Genomic DNA, 17,168 nt, shown 5'->3' with positions numbered 1-17,168 from the left:
CGCCGCGCGGCAGGCTGGGGCCTGTCCTGCCGATCTTGTCGAGCCGAGACGAGGTCCAGGCGTCGATCCGGCGAGCGGGAAGTGGGGCACGACGTGCTTGACGTCTACGGCACCTTCCCGCTGACCGAGGCGAACGCCGGCGAGCAGTTCACCGCGCCGATCCTGGACGTGGCCCGCTGGTCGGAGGCGGCCGGACTGCGTGGCCTTCTGGTGTTCACCGACAACGACTCCCTCGACCCGTGGGCGGCGGCCCAGTTCCTGCTGGAGCGGACGGCCGGCCTGGTGCCGTTGGTCGCGGCGCAGCCGGTATACATGCACCCGTACACGGCGGCCCGGAAGGTCAGCACGTTGGCCAGCCTGTACGGCCGGCGAGTCGACCTCAACCTGGTCACCGGCGGATACCGGCCGCATCTGCGCGCGCTCGGCGACGAACTGCGCCACGACGAGCGGTACGCCCGGCTGGTCGAGTACGGCGAGATCATGGCCGAGCTGCTCGCCACCGACGGCCCGGTGACCCGCCGCGGCGCGCACTTCGAGGTGAACGCCGCGGTCATGAACCCGCCGATGCCCGCGGGTGTCCGGCCGAGGGTCTTCGTCGCCGGTACCTCGCCCGCCGCCGCGGCCGCCGCGGCGCGCCTCGGTGCCACCCGGCTGATGTACCCCCGCTCCCCGGACGAGTACGCCGGCGATCCCTCGGTGCTGGCCGGCGTCGGCGTCCGGGTCGGCATCATCGCCCGGGACACCAGCGAGGCGGCCTGGGCGATAGCCCGGCGGCGGTATCCGTACGAGCCGGTCTTCGAGGAGTTCCGGGAGTTCGCCGTCCCCGACTTCGACGCCCAGTGGCACGACGAGATCTGGTCGGACTCGGACCGGCGCGAGTACGCCCCGGACGGCGCCTACTGGCTGTACCCGTTCCGGATCTCGCGCGAATTCTGCCCGTACCTCGTGGGCAGCCACGCCGAGGTCGCGCAGCTGCTGTCCCGGTACCTCGCGATGGGCTCCGGGACACTCATCCTCAACGAGGCGCGGTCCGAGGACGACGTGTTCCACGCGGTCGAAGCGATCCGGCAAGCCGAACGGATCGCGCCACCGGTCGCCACGACCTGAGCCCGCCGCGCCGGCCGGACGCGGGTCGCGGTGCCCGCCGGCGCAAGCCTCACCCCTGCCGGTCCGCCGGACCGGTGGTCGCCCGGGCACGCCTGCGCGCCTCCCGCGCCCGGTCCGCCTGCGCCGCCCGCGCCTGCCGCAGCGCCACCGCCGCCGCAGCGGGCGCCCCGCCCGGCGGCGAACCGGCCAGCGCGGCGGCGAGCTGGCGCACGGTCGGGTACCGGAACAGGTCGACCAGGCTCAGTGTCCGCACCGGATGTTGCGGCAACATCCGGTACATCCGCAGCAGCGTCAGCGAGGTACCGCCGAGTTCGAAGAAGGTGCGGTCGACGTCGATCGCGTCGACACCGAGGACGTCGCGCCACAGCCGCTGAAGCGTGCCGACGAGTTCCTCCACCGCGATGGCGGCGGGCTCGCCGGTCCCGACCTCGGCCAGCAACGCCGCCACGGCCCGCCGGTCGAGCTTCCCGCGCGGGGTCAGCGGCACCCGCTCGACCACGACGGTCGCCGTCGGCAGCATCGCCGGCGGCAGCCGGTCGGCAAGGTGGCGAGGCAGGTCGGTCGGCGGCGCCGAGGGGTCCCGCCACCGCACGGCGGCGACGAGGCGGTCCCGCACCATCGCCACCCCGCAGTCCACCACATCCGGATGCTCGGCCAGCACGCGTTCGATCTCCGCCGGATCGGCCCGGTGCCCGTCCAGGGACAGCTGGTCGTCGAGGCGCCCGAGAAACTCCACCGTTCCGTCCGGCCGCAACCGGCCGCGGTCGCCGGTGCGGAACACCCGCGAACCCGACCCCGGCTGCCAGGCGTCCGGCACGAACCGATCGGCCGTCAACTCGGGCTGGTCGAGGTAGCCCAGTGCCAGGTGAGGGCTGCGCACATAGACCTCGCCGGCCTCGTTGACCACCGCCCGCGTGACGGTGCCGACTCGCAGGACGCCCACCTCCGCGCTGGGGCTGCCGGCACCCAGCGGGGCGGCCCCCGGCGTACCCGAGGCGAACTCCCGGTCCAGGTCGACGGTGCTGATCCCCTGCGGCGTCTCGGTGGCCCCGTACAGGCCGATCCGGCGGGCCTGGGGAAACAGGGCGAGCGCGGCCCGGTACTCGGCCGGCCCGATGACGGCACCGCCGAGGGCCACCAGCCGGACGGCCGGAGCCTGCCGGCGGCCCCCGGCGCCGGCGGCTAGCAGCCGCAGCATCGCCGGCGTCGCGTGCACGACCGTGATGCCTCGGGCCACGATCCAGTCCAGCAGCGCGTCCGGCTCCGCCGTGCCGTCAGTGGGCAGGCAGGCGGTGGCGCCGAGCCACACCGGCAGCAGCGTCTCCCGCAGCAGGGGATCGTGGGACAGGCCGGCCAGGACCGCGAAACGGTCCGCCGGGCCGAGGCCGAACGCGTCCGCGTACCAGGTGAAGAAGACGCTCAGCGGCGCCTCGGCGCCGGTCACGTACAGCGGATGTCCGGTGGTACCGGAGGTCGGCAGCACGTACGCGACCCGCGGGTCGAGCCGGCGCGGCTGCGCGGACGGCCCCGCCGGTACCGGTTCGCCGACCGGACCGGTCACCGGTACTCGCAGGCGGGAGGCCAGCCAGCTCGCCAGCTCCGCCGTGTGGGCGCCGCCGTGCACGGCCGCCGGTCGCAGCGACTCCAGCGCCTCGGCCAGGCGCCGGCGGGGGTAGGCCGGATCGAGTGTTGTGAACGCCGCCCCGACCAGCCAGGCACCGAGCATCCCGGTCACGAGTTCCGGCGTGCGGCCGCTGGCCAGGGCTACCAGGTTGCCGGCGCCGACGCCGTCAGCGGCCAGCCGGTCGGCGGTCCGCCGGGCCGCCGCGAGCACCTCGGTGTAGGTCAACACCGCCTCGCCGTGTTCGAGCGCGGGCCGGTCGCCGGGGTGCCGGCTGACCCGATCCAGCAGCCCGACGGCGGGGACCAGGGCCGGCGCGGGGGCATGACGGGCCGGGTCCGCGCCCAGCAGGCCGCCCACCGGCTGTCCGGGGTCGCGCAGGGCGGCCTCGAGGATCGTCCCGGTCTGCTCCACCATCGCCGTGACCCGGTCGGCGGCGAAGACGTCCGGGTCGTAGACGAACCGCATGTCTATCTCGCCGTCGTGGTCGTCGAGGTAGGCGGTCAGGTCGAACTGGGCGCCGGCCGGCGGCGGGGGCAGCGAGCGTACCGTCGCCTGCCCGAGCACGAGCGGGTGGTTCTGGTAGGACAGCATGTTGAACCAGACGTCGAACAGCGGGTTGCGACCCGGCTGCCGATCGGGTGCCAGTCGCGCCACCAGCGCCTCGAACGGCACGTGCGGGTGGCCCAGCGCGGCCCGCGTGCCGCGGTGGGTCGCGGCTACCAGGTCCAGGAACGACTCCTCGTCCTCGACCGTGCAGGGCAGCACCACGGTGTTGGTGAGGAACCCGACAGCCTCCTCGGCTCCGGGCTGGTCGCGGACGGCCAGCGGGGTACCGAGGCAGAACCGCTCGCGTCCGCCGCAGCGGGACAGCATCACGGCGAATCCGGACAGCAGCACGCTGAACAGGGAGACACCGTGCCGCCGGGCCAGCGACCGCAGCGCCGCGGCGGTGGGTGGGCTCAGCACGCGGGACACCTCGGCGGCCTCGCCCCGCGGCACGGGCGGCCGGTCGGGGCGGGTGGGCAGGTCCAGACGCGGCCACGGGTCGGCGAGCTGCCGCAGCCAGTACCCGGTCTCCTGTTCCACCCTGGCGCGGGCGGGCTCACCGAACTCCAGCGCGGTGAGCGCGGCGAAGCGCACGGCGGGTGTGGGCCAGTCGGGTTCGCCGCCCTCGCACGCCGCCCGGTACGCCAGCGAAAGATCGCGTTTGATCAGTTCCATGGACCACCCGTCGCTCACCAGGTGGTGGACCACGAACAGCAGTGCGTGCCGGTCGGCGCCGTCGGTGTAGAACTCCGCCCGCCACAACGGCCCCTCGCGGAGGTCCATGGGACGAGCGAGGCCGCGGGCCAGGTACTGCCGAAGGGTCTCGTCACCGCCGGCCCGCCAGGTCAGCGAGGCCCGCGTCAGCCGCGCGTCGACGCGCTCGGCGACACGCTGCACGGGTACCCCGTCCACCACGTCGATGGTGGTGCGCAGCGCCTCGTGCCGGGCCACCACGACGGCGACGGCGCGCTCAAGAGCGTCCGCGTCGACCGACCCGTGTATCTCGAACGCCATGGGTACGTGGTACGCGGCGGCGCGCGGGTGCAGCTGGGCGGCGACCCACATCCCGTGCTGGAACGGGGACAGCGGCATGCCTTGGAGCTCGCCGCCGCCGGGCCCGGTGCCCGCACCCGGGGCGGCCGGAGCTTTGGCCAGCAGCGCCGCCAGCCCACGCGGCGTGGGGGCGTCGAAGAACTCCGCCAGCGTCACCGCCTTGCCGGTGTCCTGCCTCAGCCTGGAGACGAGCCGCATCGCGATCAGCGAATCGCCGCCTACGGCGAAGAAGTCGTCGTCCGCGCCGGGCTCGTGACCGAGCAGGTGCCGCCACACGTGCGCCAGGTATGCCTCCGCGTCCGTGCGCGCCGGCCGCTCGGGGTCCGGTCGCGGCGCCGGCACGGTAGGCGGTGGCAGCGCCGCGCGGTCGACCTTCCCGTTGCGGTTCAGCGGCAACTCCGCCAGAACCTCCACAAAGGACGGTCGCAGGTACGGCGGCAGGTGCGCCTCGGCGTGCGCCCGCACCTGCTCGGCATCCACGCCGGAGCCGACAACGTAGGCCACCAGGTGGCGCTCGCCCACGGTGTTCTGCCTGGCGACGCAGCACACGTCGCGTACGCCGGGCAGCGTGGCCAGGACGTGCTCCACCTCGCCGGGCTCGACCCGGTGGCCGCGGACCTTGACCTGGCTGTCCGTGCGGCCGACGAACAGCAGCGACCCGTCCGGCCTGCGCCGCGCCCGGTCGCCCGTGCGGTACATGCGTGCCTCGGGGTCGTCGGCGAACGGATCGGCGACGAACCACCGCCGTGTCAGCTCCGGATCGGTGTAGCCGCGCGCCACGCCGGCTCCCCCGATGTACAGCTCGCCCTCGTCTCCGACCGGCACCGGGCGGTGCGCCTCGTCGAGCACATACACCCGGCACCCGGGTATCGGCACCCCGATGGGTACCGAGTCCGCGATGTCGGCCAGCGGCACGTCCCGGTACACGGTGGTGAACGTGGTCGCCTCGGTCGGACCGTAGCAGTTGCTGAGCACCGTTGTCGGGAGCAGTTCGATCGCCTGGCGGACGTGCACGGGCGACAGCCGGTCGCCCCCGGTCAACAGGCGCCGCACCCCACCCAGACCCGGGGCCCGTGCCTCGATAACGACGTTGAACAGGCCCTTGGTCAGGCACAGCAGGGTGATCGCGTGCCGTTGCACCAGGTCGCCGATCTGCTCGGGCCCGAGGACACCCGGCGGCGCCAGCACCAGCCGGTTTCCGTTGGCCAGCGCTCCCCAGATCTCGAAGGTCGACTGGTCGAACGCCAGCGGCGCGATCCCGCAGAACGTCAGGTCCGCGTCGAAGTCCACGTAGTCGCCACGGACCAGGTTCGCCACGTTGCGGTGCTCGACCTGCACGCCCTTGGGCCGCCCGGTCGAACCCGAGGTGTACATGATGTACACCAGATTGTCCGCGCGCACTGGCACGTCCGGCGGGATGCTGGGAAGTTCGGCCAGCCGGTCGGACAGCTCGCCGAGGTCCAGGACCGACACATCCGGTACGTCTCCGGGCGAGACGACCGAACCCGGCCCGGTGACCAGGATGCCCGCCCCCGAATCGGCCAGGATCGCCCGCTGCCGCGGCAGGGCGTCGTTCGCGTCCAGGGGTACGTAGGCCGCGCCCGCCTGGAGGATGGCCAGCAGCGCGACCACCATGCCGGGCCCGCGCGGCACCAGGATCGCCACCGGCACCTCCGGACCGGCTCCGGCCCGACCGAGCAGGTGTGCCAGGGGCGCGGCGGCGGCCACCAGCTCGGCGTAGGTGAGCCGGCCGGTGTCCCATTCGACAGCGGTGTGGTGCGGTCTGCGCGCCGCCTGCGCGGCGACCATCCGGTGCACACAGTCGACGTCACTCAGCGCGCGCCACCCCCACGGTGTGGACACACGCGCCCGCGGCCGGGTCAACGACGCTCGCGTCGGGAACTGTTCGACGGCCTTGTCCGGTGGGCCAGCGCGAAGTCACAGGTCCCCTTCCCCACCCGTCCCGAAGGGATGTCGCGGACCATCCCCACCACGCCGCAGCGTGGGTCGGTAGCAACATATCGAGGCGGCGCCCGGGCCGACCTGTCGCAGGTTCTGGGGACTGGAACAGGCGCGGTGGCCTGCCGAGACGGCTCCCCACGCAGGTCGTGCCGCAGGCGGCGCGACCGCCCACGACGCGGCCACGGCTCGAGCGCGGACGGCGAGCGTGTAAGGAAGGGCACAGACACTTTCGCGCCGACGTCCGGGCTGGTTGGGTTGGCGGAGGTTCCGGCACGGCAGCGCGCGCACCCGGCCGTCCCATGTGGACTCATCGACGGCATTGCCGGCGGTTCGCCGGCCGGTGCCCGGAGCCGATCGCTGCCGACCGACCGCGTGGCGCGGCGGTATCCGGAACGGGGGACCGCGGAGTGACAGACGCGTCGGACTGCCGCAGGCCGCTGGACTACCGGGAGAGAGCGCGCGCGGCCCTGCCCGCGCACGTGTGGGACTACATCGAGGGCGGGGCGGGCGACGAACTGACCGTGGCCTGGAACAGCGCCGCGTTCGACCGGGTGTCCATCGTTCCGCGGACGATGGTCGACGTGTCCGCGTGCGACCTGAGCTGCGAGCTGTTCGGCGCGCGGTACGCGACTCCCCTGGGTGTGGCGCCGATGGCGTACCACCAGATCGCCCACCCCGAGGGGGAGCTGGCCACCGCACGGGGCGCAGGCGCGGCAGGTGCGCTGTGCGTGGTGAGCATCTTCGCCAGCGCGCGTCTCGAGGACATCGCCGCGGCGCGGTCCGGGGCCGAGGCCAGCGGACCGCTCTGGTTCCAGCTCTACTGGCTGCGCCGGCGGGAGGTGATGCTCGACCTGGCCGCGCGCGCCGGGGCAGCGGGGTACCGCGCTCTGGTCGTGACCGCGGACACGCCGCGGCTGGGCGACCGGCGCCGGGACCGGCACAACGGCTGGGCGGTCCCGGCCGGGGTACGGGCAGTGAATCTGGACGCCGCCGTGATGGCGTCCGCGCATCGCAGGCGACCGGGCGCCTCGGCGCTGGCCGGTCACGCCGAAGAAGCCTTCGACCCGAGTGCGACGTGGCACGACCTGGAGTGGCTCGTGGCCCGCGCGCCCCTGCCGGTACTGGTGAAAGGCATCCTCGACCCGGCCGACGCGCAGTTGGCGGTGGACCACGGAGCCGCGGGGGTGATCGTGTCCAACCACGGCGGGCGGCAGGTCGACGGCGCGATCTCCGCCCTCCGGGCGCTGCCCCCGGTGGTCGACGCGGTGGCCGGCCGGGTGCCGGTACTGCTCGACGGTGGGGTGCGTCGAGGCCGTGACGCGTTCGTCGCTCTCGCCCTCGGCGCGACCGCGGTTCTGATCGGCCGGCCGGTGCTGTGGGCGCTGGCCGCTGCCGGCGCCGACGGGGTCGCGCACCAGCTCCGCCTGTACCGCGACGAACTCGAGAACCTGCTCGCCCTCGCCGGCCGCCCCAGAGTGCGCGAACTGGGCCGGGATGCGGTGGCGCATGGTTGACCTCAAGCGCGAGGAGCTGCACGGCTCAGTGACCGATCCGGTCGCCGCGGCGATGAACTTCCTCAACGAGATCGCCGGCCGGTACCCCGACGCGATCACACTCGCCGCCGGCCGCCCGTACGAGGGGTTCTTCCACCTCGAGGACGTACACCGCTGGCTCGACCGGTACGCCCGGCACGTCAGCCGGGCCGGCGGCGACCCGCGACGCGCGGTGATGCAGTACGGGCGCACCAACGGGATCATCCATGAGCTGATCACCGAGATGCTCGCCCGGGACGAGGACATCCGGGTGCCGGCCGAGGCCGTCGCGGTCACCACCGGCTGCCAGGAAGCGATGGTGGTCACGCTGCGCGGCCTGTTCCGGCCCGGCGACGTGCTGCTCGCCGCGTCCCCCTGCTACGTAGGCATCACCGGCGCCGCGCGGCTGCTGGACATTCCCGTGGTACCCGTCCCGGAATCCGCCTCGGGGCTTGAGCCGGCGACCGTCGGCTCGGTCGCGGCGCAGGTACGGGCGTCGGGTCGCCGTCCGCGGGCGCTCTACCTGGTACCGGACTTCGCCAACCCGTCGGGCGCCCAGCTCCCACTCGCCGACCGGCACCGACTGCTGGCCGCGGCCGCGCAGGCGGACCTGCTGATCCTGGAGGACAACCCGTATGGCCTGTTCGGCCTCACCGACGCGGCGCTGCCCACGCTCAAGGCGCTCGACCGTGAGCGGCGCGTTGTCTACCTGGGCTCGTTCGCGAAGTCCGGCTTCCCCGGCGCCCGGATCGGATTCCTGGTCGCCGACCAGCGGGTGGTGGCCGCCGACCGGCCTCCCGCGCTGCTGGCCGAGGAGCTATCGACGGTCAAGTCCATGCTCACGCTCAACACCTCGCCAGTGACTCAGGCGGTGGTCGGTGGGCTGCTGCTGGAGTGCGGGTGCAGCCTGCGCGCGGCCAACCGGGAGAAGATCGAGTTCTACCGGACCAACCTCACCGGGCTGCTCGACGCGCTTGACCGGTACCTGCCGGCCGGGCTGGGAGTGCGGTGGAACGTGCCCGCCGGAGGCTTCTTCGCGGTGCTCACGGTGCCCGCCCACGGCCCCGCGGCCGACGTCGACCTGCTGGAGACGTCGGCGCGCGACTACGGCGTGCTGTGGACACCGATGGGATTCTTCTACCCGGACGGGGGCGGCAGCCGGGCGCTGCGCGTGTCGTGCAGCGCGCTGTGCCCGGCCGACCTGGACGAGGGTGTGCGCCGCCTGGCGAAGCTACTCGGCGACGTCCTGCCGTAGTTGGCGAACCGAACCCGTCCTCACCCCTCGGCGCGGGAGACCACTCGTTCCGCCTCGACCGCCTCATACAGCGCGTGGATGTTGCCGCTGCCGAAGGAGCGCGCCCGGAACCGTTCGATGATCTCGAAGAAGAGGGTCCGGCGCGGATAGGTGGAGCGCGTGAAGATCTGGTACAGCTGACCGTCGTGGTCCTCGTCGAGGAGGATGCCCAGGGCGCTCAACTCCTCCAGCGTGTGGCGGGCTGGCGTGGCGCGGCTGGCGAGCAGCCGGTAGTACGCCGCGGGCGGGTTCAGGAATCCGATGCCGCCGTCGGCGATCTCGGTGACCCTGCGCACGATGTCGTCCGTGCCCAGCGCGACGTGCTGCACACCCGGCCCGGCGTTGTCCTTGAGGAAGTCGTCGATCTGGCCCAGTTCCTGGGCGTCGGGATCGGGCTCGATGAGCGTGAACGTCACGGATCCGGACGCGCTCTGCACCGCCTTGGAGTTCATCGCCTGGCTGCCAACCACGATCCGCTCGACGAAGATCGTACGAAAGCCGAAGGACTGTTCGTAGAACCGCGCGGTCGCGTCCAGCCGCCCGGGCTCCAGGCAGATCGCGAGGTGGTCGACGGAGTCGGACGCCCCGGACGGCGGCACGCCGTCCAGCCGACCGAACCCGGGCACCCGGAGGTCTTCGCCCGCGTCACCCTCCACCAAGGTGTGGGTGACGTCGCCGAATCCGCTCACCTGCGCCTCGCGGCCGGCCTCCGCCGGCACCGGCGGTCGCAGCGGACGGGCACCCGCCGCCACGGCACGCTCGTACGTCCGGTGGAGATCGGGCGTACGGAAGGCGATGTTGCCGACTCCGTCGCCGTGAACGGCGACATGTCCGGAGGCGGGATGCTCGTCATCGAGTCCCTGCGTGAGGACCAGCACGACATCCCCCCGGCGAACCGCGACGGACCGGTAGGCCCCCGAGACACGGCCAGTGGTCTCGCCGGCCACCCGGAACCCGAAGCCGTCGGTCAGTTCGGTCAGCCGCGACGGAATGTCCGCCACGTAGAACTCGATGTGATTGACACCTACGTCGGTCAGGTCTCCAGCGCCCGTGCGTGTCACAGCGTCCTTCCCGCTCGTCATCGCCCCGCCGCCGGCGGAGTCACTCGCCCCTGCCGTCCCGGACACCGCCCCGCGGCCCCGGCCCGTCGCTCAGGAACCAACCCCGGCAAGGGGCACCGCCGTCAAGAGATGAAAGGAAGACTCCGGCACGGGCTGGATCGACCGCAGCGCGTACCCCGACAGCTCGAGCAGCCTCGCGAAATCTGCCTCGGTGCGTTCGCGCCCGCCGGTGAGCACCATCATCCCGAGGTCGCTCCACTTGCTCGGGTGCCAACCATCGCCCTCCGGCACGACCATCTCGACGATCAGCAGGCGACCACCGGACGCGAGCGCGCGGCGGCTGTTGGACAGGATGACCGCCGCCTGCTCGTCGCTCCAGTCGTGCAGCACGCTGCACATCAGGTGGGTGTCCGACCCGCCCCGGATGGCGGCGAAGAAATCGCCCGCACACAATGCGCGCCGCGCAGACAGGTCGTCGGCGGAGTCGCCCGCCCGGTCGGTGCTGGCGATCTCGATGGCGGCCGGACGGTCGAAGAGGACGCCGTGGAGGTGAGGCACCTCCCGCAGCACACGATCGAGCAGGTAGCCGTCGCCGCCGCCGATGTCCATGACAACCCGCGAGGCGCTCCAGTCCACCACCGACACCAGCGTGGGGTACAGCCTCGCGGCACGCTCCCGCATCCTCTGAAGGAACGCGCGGTTGGTCCGTGGGTTGCGATCCATGTGGCCGAAGAATTCGCCGTAGGCGTCGGGAACCTGCCCGTCGCTCGCCGGAGCATCACGCCGTTCGCCGGACCCGCTGACCTCGCCGCCGGGTCGACCGGTGCCGAACACCGGCTCGCCGGTCCGTAGCGTGTGTGTCGCCGAGAGCCATGCCCGCTGCGAGTCGGGATTGACGATCGTGGCGTGGACGGTGTCGGGCGCGCCGGGACGCAGCCGCTGGCCCACGTCCGTCAGCTCGTAACCACCAGCCTCGGTCTGCCGGAACAGCCCCACCGATGCCAGTGCGCGCATGAGGCGGTTCAGCGCGTCTGGATGGCAGTCCACCGCGACGGCGAGTTCCTTGACGGATACCGCCCGCTCGGCCAACCGCTCCGCGATCCCCAGCTTCGCGGCGATCCGCAGGGCATGGGGAAGGATGGCCACCGCGCTGTCGTCGGCGAGCGTGAGAAAGTCGGCCAACACAGCATTCGCCGGTACCGCAGACACGTAAGACGCCCCCTCGTGCGCGCCCTCGGCTCGCGTGCCAAATCGCTTGACTCGCAGCCATTTCTGCCCTGGTGTGTGGCCGGCTACCACTCACCGACAGGTCGGGCGCTTCGTCCAGTTGCCGGGGTGGTGGCCTGATGCGCCGCCCACCCGGTTGAGAGATCATTCTCGCGACGATCGAGATTGATGTCAATGCCGGCCCTCGTCGCGACGTCGTGGATGATGAACCGGTGGAACCGGCGTTCGTACTCGTGCACAGCACGTTGCTGCGTCCTCGGACCTGAGCTCCGGTGACGGCCAGGCTGCGGAACTGGGTGCGGCGGCGGTTGCGCCTTCGCTGGTGCACGTCACCGACACGGACGACCCGCAGTTCTGGCCGCGCGTGGTTCCCGGCATCGACGACGCTGTCTCGCAGCTACCGCCGCACCGGCCGGTCGTGCTGGTCGCACACAGCAACGCGCGCGTGTTCATCCCGTTGTCGTGCACGCGTCCCGGCGTCCGGTCGCCGGATGCGTGTTCGTCGACGCGCGGCTGGCCTCCCGGACAACCGGCCCTGCGGGTACCTGCTGTTCGGGCTACCGTACGAGCGCATGGCACAGAACGCGCGCAAGCGTGGCTCGGACGTCGACCAGATTCCTGGCAGGCAGTCACATCAACTCGTCGGCCCGGACGCCGTGACCGCCGTTCCCACCAAGGGACGCCCGATCGGGTGAACCATCTCAATCGCAGAATGGAAGCCCGGCGAGACCACCATGCGAACAAGCTTTCTCATCTGCCGATGAGCGGATGCCGCTGAGAGCGCTTGTCGCTTCGGTGGGAGATGTGGCGAGTCTGGCGGTCTCTACATCGTCGCATCAGCGATGCGACCGGTCGGAGGCATCCGCGAAAGCTCGGAATCCAGAGATTGTCACCGGGCGCCGACCATGATCCACTATGGCCGTGGAGCTGACCACAGAGGAGAGTGACCTACTGGTCGCCGGGCTCGGCATTCTGGGCGGCAGAGTGAACCGGGGCGCTGGGCGAGGCGCTCGCCGGGCGGCCAGGTGGATGCGAGCCGACATCTTCGAGACCACCGTGGAACTGCGGCCGCCGTTACCGACGGCCACCGACCTGGTCGCCCGGACCTTGGACGCCCTGGGTACCCGGACCACCGAGTTGCAGGCCATGATCGGCAGCGGTGTCATGGCCCTGAACCCTGCCGTCGTCACGGTGACGCTGTCGGAAGACGGCGGGAGGGTTATCGCCACCGTCCGTGGCGTGGCCAAGGAGGGCCTGATCCGACAGCGGGCGGGCGAGAAGGCGGCACGCCGGGTCGCGGAGCAGCTGACGGGCTCGTTTGTGGTTCGAGGTTGGGACGGGCATCCTCGTGCCATGGAGTGGACGGACGACCTGAGTCTGCGCCTCGCTCACGGAACCTCGGTACGCGCTCTTGTCGAGTATCTGCGGGCGGCCGACGAGGAGGGGACGCGCCGTCGCGATGTACTTGCCGTCCTGACCGAGCGGTTCGCGCTGCCGTTCGATGATGCACGGCTGGCGATGGACCGTGTCGGGGGTGGAATCGTTCGTGCCGCGTCCGGCAACCCTGCCAACGAGCCGGACGCGGTCAAAGACCCGTTGGCGTGGACCTCCTACCGGCTCGAACTCGGACTGCCCGTCGGCGATGACGCTCCTGGGTTATTGCCGGAGCAGCAGGCGTCGGCGCAGGCTCTGCTGGAGCGTGCGAGGCGTGGCCAGCCCACGCACGGCACCGAAGACGTCGCCGTAGCGCTCGAGGTCGCACGCGTGGCAGTCGCGTCCCAGGAGCCGGATCGGACGCGCTTTCACCTCCTCCTGGAAGCAGCGACGTCACTGTCGGTCGCCGCCGAAGCGTGCATCGCCCGGTTGGGGCAGCAGCCTTGCGCCGCGGAGGGTTCCCAGGAGTGGGTCGACGGTGTTGCCCTCGCCGCAGCTGCTCGCCAGGTCACCGCGAAGTTCGCTGTCCAGCCCGACCCGGAACTCGAGGAGCGTGGCCTCGCACTGGTGGGACGCATCGTCACCCGCCTGCTGGGCCAATGCCACGCCTTCGTCGGACGAGCGATGATCGACTCAGCCCGCTGCGTCCAGCGAAACGGCGATCCCGGCCGGGCCGCCACCCGCGCCGAGGCCGTACTGGCCGACTTCGCGGTTCTGCTCGACCGGTTCGAGGTCGACGCTCCCTTCGACGAGCACATCATCGCCCTTGAGTACCTGCTGGCCGCCGTCGAGCTCATCACCGAGGTGAGAGGCAACTCCACCGAACTCGACGCTCTACGCAACCGGACCAAGCACGTACTCGACCGCTCGTTGACGGACTGAACCCAACCGGTATAGCAACAACGGATTCCCGGTCACGAGGCCGAGACACTGGCCGACCGCACCCATCGCACGGCGACGTGGTCAGCGAGACGGAAGGTCATCCCCCGTCATCACGTGTCCACCACCACGCCCCCGCGAGAACCTCGACCGGCACCCCAACTACATCCCGCCCGCGTACATGGCCTCCGGGACATAGCCGACCGCTCTCGGCTTTGGCCGAAGAGAGTGTCGCGTAGGTCAGTGTCCGAACGCCCACGCCACCATTCGCGGAAACTCGTGTTTCCAGAAGGCGTCGCCGCGCGAGCCGACCCGTTCGGCCATGACAACGTCCCCCACCCGCCTCGCGCAACGCATCCGCCCACCGGGTCGCGTTGCTGAGGAAGAACGGTTCCTCCGTGCCGGCGACGAGGTACGTACGCGGAAGCCCGCCGGGCAACGCGGCGGGTGGCCGGTACCCTGCCCTCGGCGAGGCGCCCTAGACCGCACCGTAGATGTCGGAATGGTGCAGCCCCATGGCCAGCGTGAGTTCCGCACCGGCCGAGACACCGAACACCGCGGCTCGGCTGGCCGGCAGCCTGACGGCCAAGCGGGTCGCCGCCCATCGCCGTTGTGAGCACGCAGCCGAAGACCTCCCGGACCGGAAGTTTCGGTTCGTGGTCGGCGCGGCTGCCCCCGAGGACGGCTACCAAGGTATACCATTTCTCACCACTTGCTTCCGAGGGTAGGACGGCCAGCGGTAGTCGAGATGCGTTGCTGATGACGGCGCGGTCACTCAGGGATGGCTGTTGTCGGGCTTGGGGTACAGGATGCGGATGTTGGCACGGCCGGCGATCTGCTGGCGTAGCCGCAGGATCTCATCGTGCTGGACAGCCAGTTGGGAGACCGCTGCGGTGCGGAACGCCGTGAGTTCGGCGATCGTGGTGTCGCGGTCGGCGAGACGTTCGCGTAGGGCGGCGTTGTCGGCCTCGAGCCCTGTGATCTGCTCCCATGGGTGTCGTTGACCGTGACAGTGACGGTGTGTGGGTCCAGGCCGGCCGGTAGGCCGCGGCAAATCCGGCCTCAGGTTCGGGAACATCACGACGGTGGCTGGCGTTGTGGGGACGTTACAGCACGTGGGAAGGATGATGCCACGATGGCTATCACTGACTATGACGCTCCACGACGCCCCGCCGTCGAACTCGAGGACGACAGCCTGGAAGAACTCAAGGCGCGCCGGACGGCAACCCAGTCTCCTACAGCGGACCTCGACGAGCCCGAGGGCGAGGACTTCGAGCTACCGGGAGCGGATCTGTCCGACGAGGAGCTCACGGTATCCGTGGTGCCCATGCGGGCCGACGAGTTCCGCTGCGACAGCTGCTTTCTCGTCCACCACCGAAGCCAACTCGCGGTCCAGTCCGCCGGCAGACGCCTGTGCCGGGATTGCGCCTAGGGAGGCGTCTGCGACGCTCTATGTGACGGGTGTCGATCTGTTCGTGGCTACCTGTGCAGCGTACGGAAGGCCCAGGCCAGGCACTTTCGTGCTCTGCGGTCGGCGTGGCCGAGGTAGTACGCCGGGGTCATGAAGATCAGCCCGATGGGGATCCAGACCAAGAAGACCCGCCACGATCCCCCTTCGATGAGGTGATACCCCACGGTGAAAACGACGCCCCACAGCAGGGCGAGGATCAGCGCCACGGTGAAACGCTGTCGCTGCATTGACTGCCTCCACTCGACCCGTCACCGGCGTCCCTATCCTCTCGCGCCGGGTCCACATCGGTGAACTCCGGCGGGGATCATCTGCCTCCGGCCCGGTGATTCTGGCACCCACCTGGCCGGCGAGCTCGAGGTGGCGCCCGTCACCCGTCAACCGCTTCTCGAACCCCCCGCGTGGCATTGCCGACGGGGTACGCCCGGATGGCCGTCTCGTTGCGGCCTACAGGTGCGGTATCGGGCTCGGCGTGAATTGGCCGGCGTGGTGAGTGGCTAGTCCATTCACCACCGGCCAGGACGCGCGGGCATAGCGGACCACCTGACCTCGATCGGGCTACCCACCGACGGTAATGGAGCAGACGCCGATCGGTGGAGTTTCTGGTCGCAAGCGCGACACGCAGCGGGGCGACCGGGTGGCGATACACGGGGGTTGGTTCGGCTGTTGGCCGGTGCAAGGCTTTGGCCAGCAGAATCGGCGTATGGATGTTGAGCCGGTTTGGGTTGAGCACTATCACGAGGTACTCGCGCCGGATCGGATGCTGTTCGAGTCGAAGTTCGACGACCTGAGCAGTGTGTACGCCGGGAGCCCCTTCATCGCGGCAGTCCAGGACCGGCTCGCTGACGCCCTCGAAGCCGCGGATCCCGGTAGCGGCCGGCGAGACTGGCGTGACGCTGACCGGCACGGCCACCGGGTCGACACCGTCCGTCGTTCACTGACCGATGCCGGTCGGTGGTGGCACAAGAACGTCAAAGTCGTCGCCCGATGGTGTCGAGAAAGCGATCCTGGCTACGACCACACCATGAGGACCGATGAACTCAGCTTTCGACCAGAGAGGTCTACCCGTCATGTCACGTGTTCGCGTTCACAATTTCTCCGTCTCGCTAGACGGCTTCAGCGCCGGCGCCGACCAGAGCCAGGAGGCGCCCTTCGGGCATGCCGGCCAGCGGCTGGTGCAGTGGTTCACGGGCACCCGCTCATTCCACGTCATGACAGGCCAGGAAGGCGGGAGCGTCGGCATCGACGACGCCTTCGCGAGCAACTGGGGGCCGGGCATCGGCGCGGAGATCATGGGGCGCAACAAGTTCGGCCCTCAGCGCGGGCCGTGGACCGACGAGGAGTGGAAGGGCTGGTGGGGCGAGGAGCCGCCGTTCCGTACCCCCGTGTTCGTGCTCACCCATCACGTCAGGCCCTCGATCGAGATGAAGGGCGGCACCACCTTCCACTTCATCGACGCTAGCCCGGCAGAGGCGCTTGCGGCGGCCAAGGAGGCCGCCGGTGGCCTCGACGTCCGCATCGGCGGCGGCCCGGCCACCGTCCGCCAGTTCCTCGCCGCCGGCCTGATCGACCACATGCACGTCGTGGTCGTGCCGATCATCCTCGGCCGCGGCGAGTCCCTCTGGGACGGCCTGGAGGGCCTGGAAGAGAGCTTCATCATCGAGTCGGTGAGCTCTTCCAGCGGCGTCACCCACGTCACGTTCACCCGTCATTAGCCGCGCATAGTTGGTAACGCCAACAAGTCGACAGTCCCTTCGTTGGGTGGCTAGACGGCGGTGAATCGTGCGATGACCGGGGCGTGGTCTGGCACGGTTGCGGGTCGTCGGGTTTCGGTGGAGGCGGTGATGGAGCCGATGTCGTCGACGAGGCTGTCGACGCTGGCGAGTCGTAGTCGTAGGTCGCGGGAGACCAGGATGTGGTCGATGAGTTCGCTTTTGCTCGGCTAAAGATTGGACCTGACCGTGGCCATGCGGCGTGCTCG

12 protein-coding genes are annotated in these 17,168 nt (G+C 70.9%); 7 read left to right on the top strand and 5 right to left on the bottom strand.

Going from position 1 to position 17,168, the window contains the following annotated elements; translation table 11 throughout:
* The first annotated feature begins 81 nt into the window (after positions 1-81).
* The gene (locus tag Raf01_RS38630; RefSeq protein WP_203923066.1) at positions 82-1,107 is read left to right on the top strand and encodes an LLM class flavin-dependent oxidoreductase; all 1,026 of its coding nucleotides are present in this window, start codon (positions 82-84) and stop codon (positions 1,105-1,107) included.
* Positions 1,108-1,156: 49 nt separating this feature from the next.
* Here Raf01_RS38630 and Raf01_RS38625 read toward each other — a convergent pair whose 3' ends face one another.
* The gene (locus Raf01_RS38625) at positions 1,157-6,193 is read right to left on the bottom strand and encodes a non-ribosomal peptide synthetase (RefSeq protein WP_203923065.1); all 5,037 of its coding nucleotides are present in this window, start codon (positions 6,191-6,193) and stop codon (positions 1,157-1,159) included.
* Positions 6,194-6,699: 506 nt separating this feature from the next.
* Between Raf01_RS38625 and Raf01_RS38620 the strand changes: the two genes are divergently transcribed.
* Together Raf01_RS38620 and Raf01_RS38615 are read left to right on the top strand one after the other, a co-directional pair.
* Entirely contained in the window at positions 6,700-7,806 is a 1,107-nt protein-coding gene (locus Raf01_RS38620) for an alpha-hydroxy acid oxidase (protein WP_239134303.1), read from the top strand.
* Complete coding sequence (locus Raf01_RS38615; RefSeq protein WP_239134302.1) at positions 7,799-9,079, top strand: aminotransferase-like domain-containing protein; 1,281 nt, start codon at positions 7,799-7,801, stop codon at positions 9,077-9,079. The genes Raf01_RS38620 and Raf01_RS38615 overlap by 8 nt, the downstream gene beginning before the upstream one ends.
* Before the next feature lie 20 nt (positions 9,080-9,099).
* Here the strand turns inward: Raf01_RS38615 and hppD are convergent, their stop codons facing one another.
* On the bottom strand, positions 9,100-10,179 hold the full coding sequence (gene hppD, locus Raf01_RS38610; protein WP_239134301.1) for a 4-hydroxyphenylpyruvate dioxygenase: 1,080 nt from the start codon (positions 10,177-10,179) through the stop codon (positions 9,100-9,102).
* A gap of 90 nt (positions 10,180-10,269) precedes the next feature.
* On the bottom strand, positions 10,270-11,325 hold the full coding sequence (locus Raf01_RS38605; RefSeq protein WP_444544552.1) for a methyltransferase: 1,056 nt from the start codon (positions 11,323-11,325) through the stop codon (positions 10,270-10,272).
* Between the two features lie 572 nt (positions 11,326-11,897).
* On the opposite strand from Raf01_RS38605, the gene Raf01_RS38600 reads away from it, so the two are divergent.
* A complete protein-coding gene (locus Raf01_RS38600; RefSeq protein ID WP_203923062.1) occupies positions 11,898-12,101 on the top strand; it encodes a hypothetical protein in 204 nt (67 codons plus the stop codon).
* A gap of 451 nt (positions 12,102-12,552) precedes the next feature.
* Complete coding sequence (locus tag Raf01_RS38595; RefSeq protein WP_203923061.1) at positions 12,553-13,722, top strand: hypothetical protein; 1,170 nt, start codon at positions 12,553-12,555, stop codon at positions 13,720-13,722.
* Between the two features lie 772 nt (positions 13,723-14,494).
* Here the strand turns inward: Raf01_RS38595 and Raf01_RS38590 are convergent.
* On the bottom strand, positions 14,495-14,797 hold the full coding sequence (locus Raf01_RS38590) for a hypothetical protein (protein ID WP_203923060.1): 303 nt from the start codon (positions 14,795-14,797) through the stop codon (positions 14,495-14,497).
* Positions 14,798-14,854: 57 nt separating this feature from the next.
* Here Raf01_RS38590 and Raf01_RS38585 point away from each other — a divergent pair, with 57 nt between their 5' ends.
* Positions 14,855-15,151, top strand: coding sequence for a DUF4193 domain-containing protein (locus Raf01_RS38585; protein WP_203923059.1), 297 nt, complete (start codon positions 14,855-14,857; stop codon positions 15,149-15,151).
* 47 nt (positions 15,152-15,198) lie between these two features.
* Here Raf01_RS38585 and Raf01_RS38580 read toward each other — a convergent pair whose 3' ends face one another.
* Positions 15,199-15,417: a hypothetical protein gene (locus tag Raf01_RS38580; protein WP_203923058.1), complete on the bottom strand. Its 219-nt coding sequence runs from the start codon at positions 15,415-15,417 to the stop codon at positions 15,199-15,201.
* An 840-nt stretch (positions 15,418-16,257) separates the two neighbouring features.
* On the opposite strand from Raf01_RS38580, the gene Raf01_RS38575 reads away from it, so the two are divergent.
* Complete coding sequence (locus Raf01_RS38575) at positions 16,258-16,902, top strand: dihydrofolate reductase family protein (RefSeq protein WP_203923057.1); 645 nt, start codon at positions 16,258-16,260, stop codon at positions 16,900-16,902.
* Positions 16,903-17,168: the final 266 nt, after the last annotated feature.

The organism is Rugosimonospora africana (assembly GCF_016862975.1).
GTDB lineage: Bacteria > Actinomycetota > Actinomycetes > Mycobacteriales > Micromonosporaceae > Rugosimonospora > Rugosimonospora africana.
The sequence above is the reverse complement of the archived record's forward strand: the minus strand, read 5'-3'. Positions and strand labels throughout refer to the sequence as shown.

Excerpts from the sequence above, each read along its gene's own strand:
- Raf01_RS38600 (WP_203923062.1), top strand. The coding sequence starts at position 11,898 with ATGCGTGTTCGTCGACGCGCGGCTGGCCTCCCGGACAACCGGCCCTGC.
- Raf01_RS38575 (WP_203923057.1), top strand. The coding sequence starts at position 16,258 with ATGTCACGTGTTCGCGTTCACAATTTCTCCGTCTCGCTAGACGGCTTC.
- Raf01_RS38615 (WP_239134302.1), top strand. The coding sequence starts at position 7,799 with ATGGTTGACCTCAAGCGCGAGGAGCTGCACGGCTCAGTGACCGATCCG.
- Raf01_RS38580 (WP_203923058.1), bottom strand. The coding sequence starts at position 15,417 with ATGCAGCGACAGCGTTTCACCGTGGCGCTGATCCTCGCCCTGCTGTGG.
- Raf01_RS38595 (WP_203923061.1), top strand. The coding sequence starts at position 12,553 with ATGATCGGCAGCGGTGTCATGGCCCTGAACCCTGCCGTCGTCACGGTG.
- Raf01_RS38585 (WP_203923059.1), top strand. The coding sequence starts at position 14,855 with ATGGCTATCACTGACTATGACGCTCCACGACGCCCCGCCGTCGAACTC.
- Raf01_RS38590 (WP_203923060.1), bottom strand. The coding sequence starts at position 14,797 with ATGTTCCCGAACCTGAGGCCGGATTTGCCGCGGCCTACCGGCCGGCCT.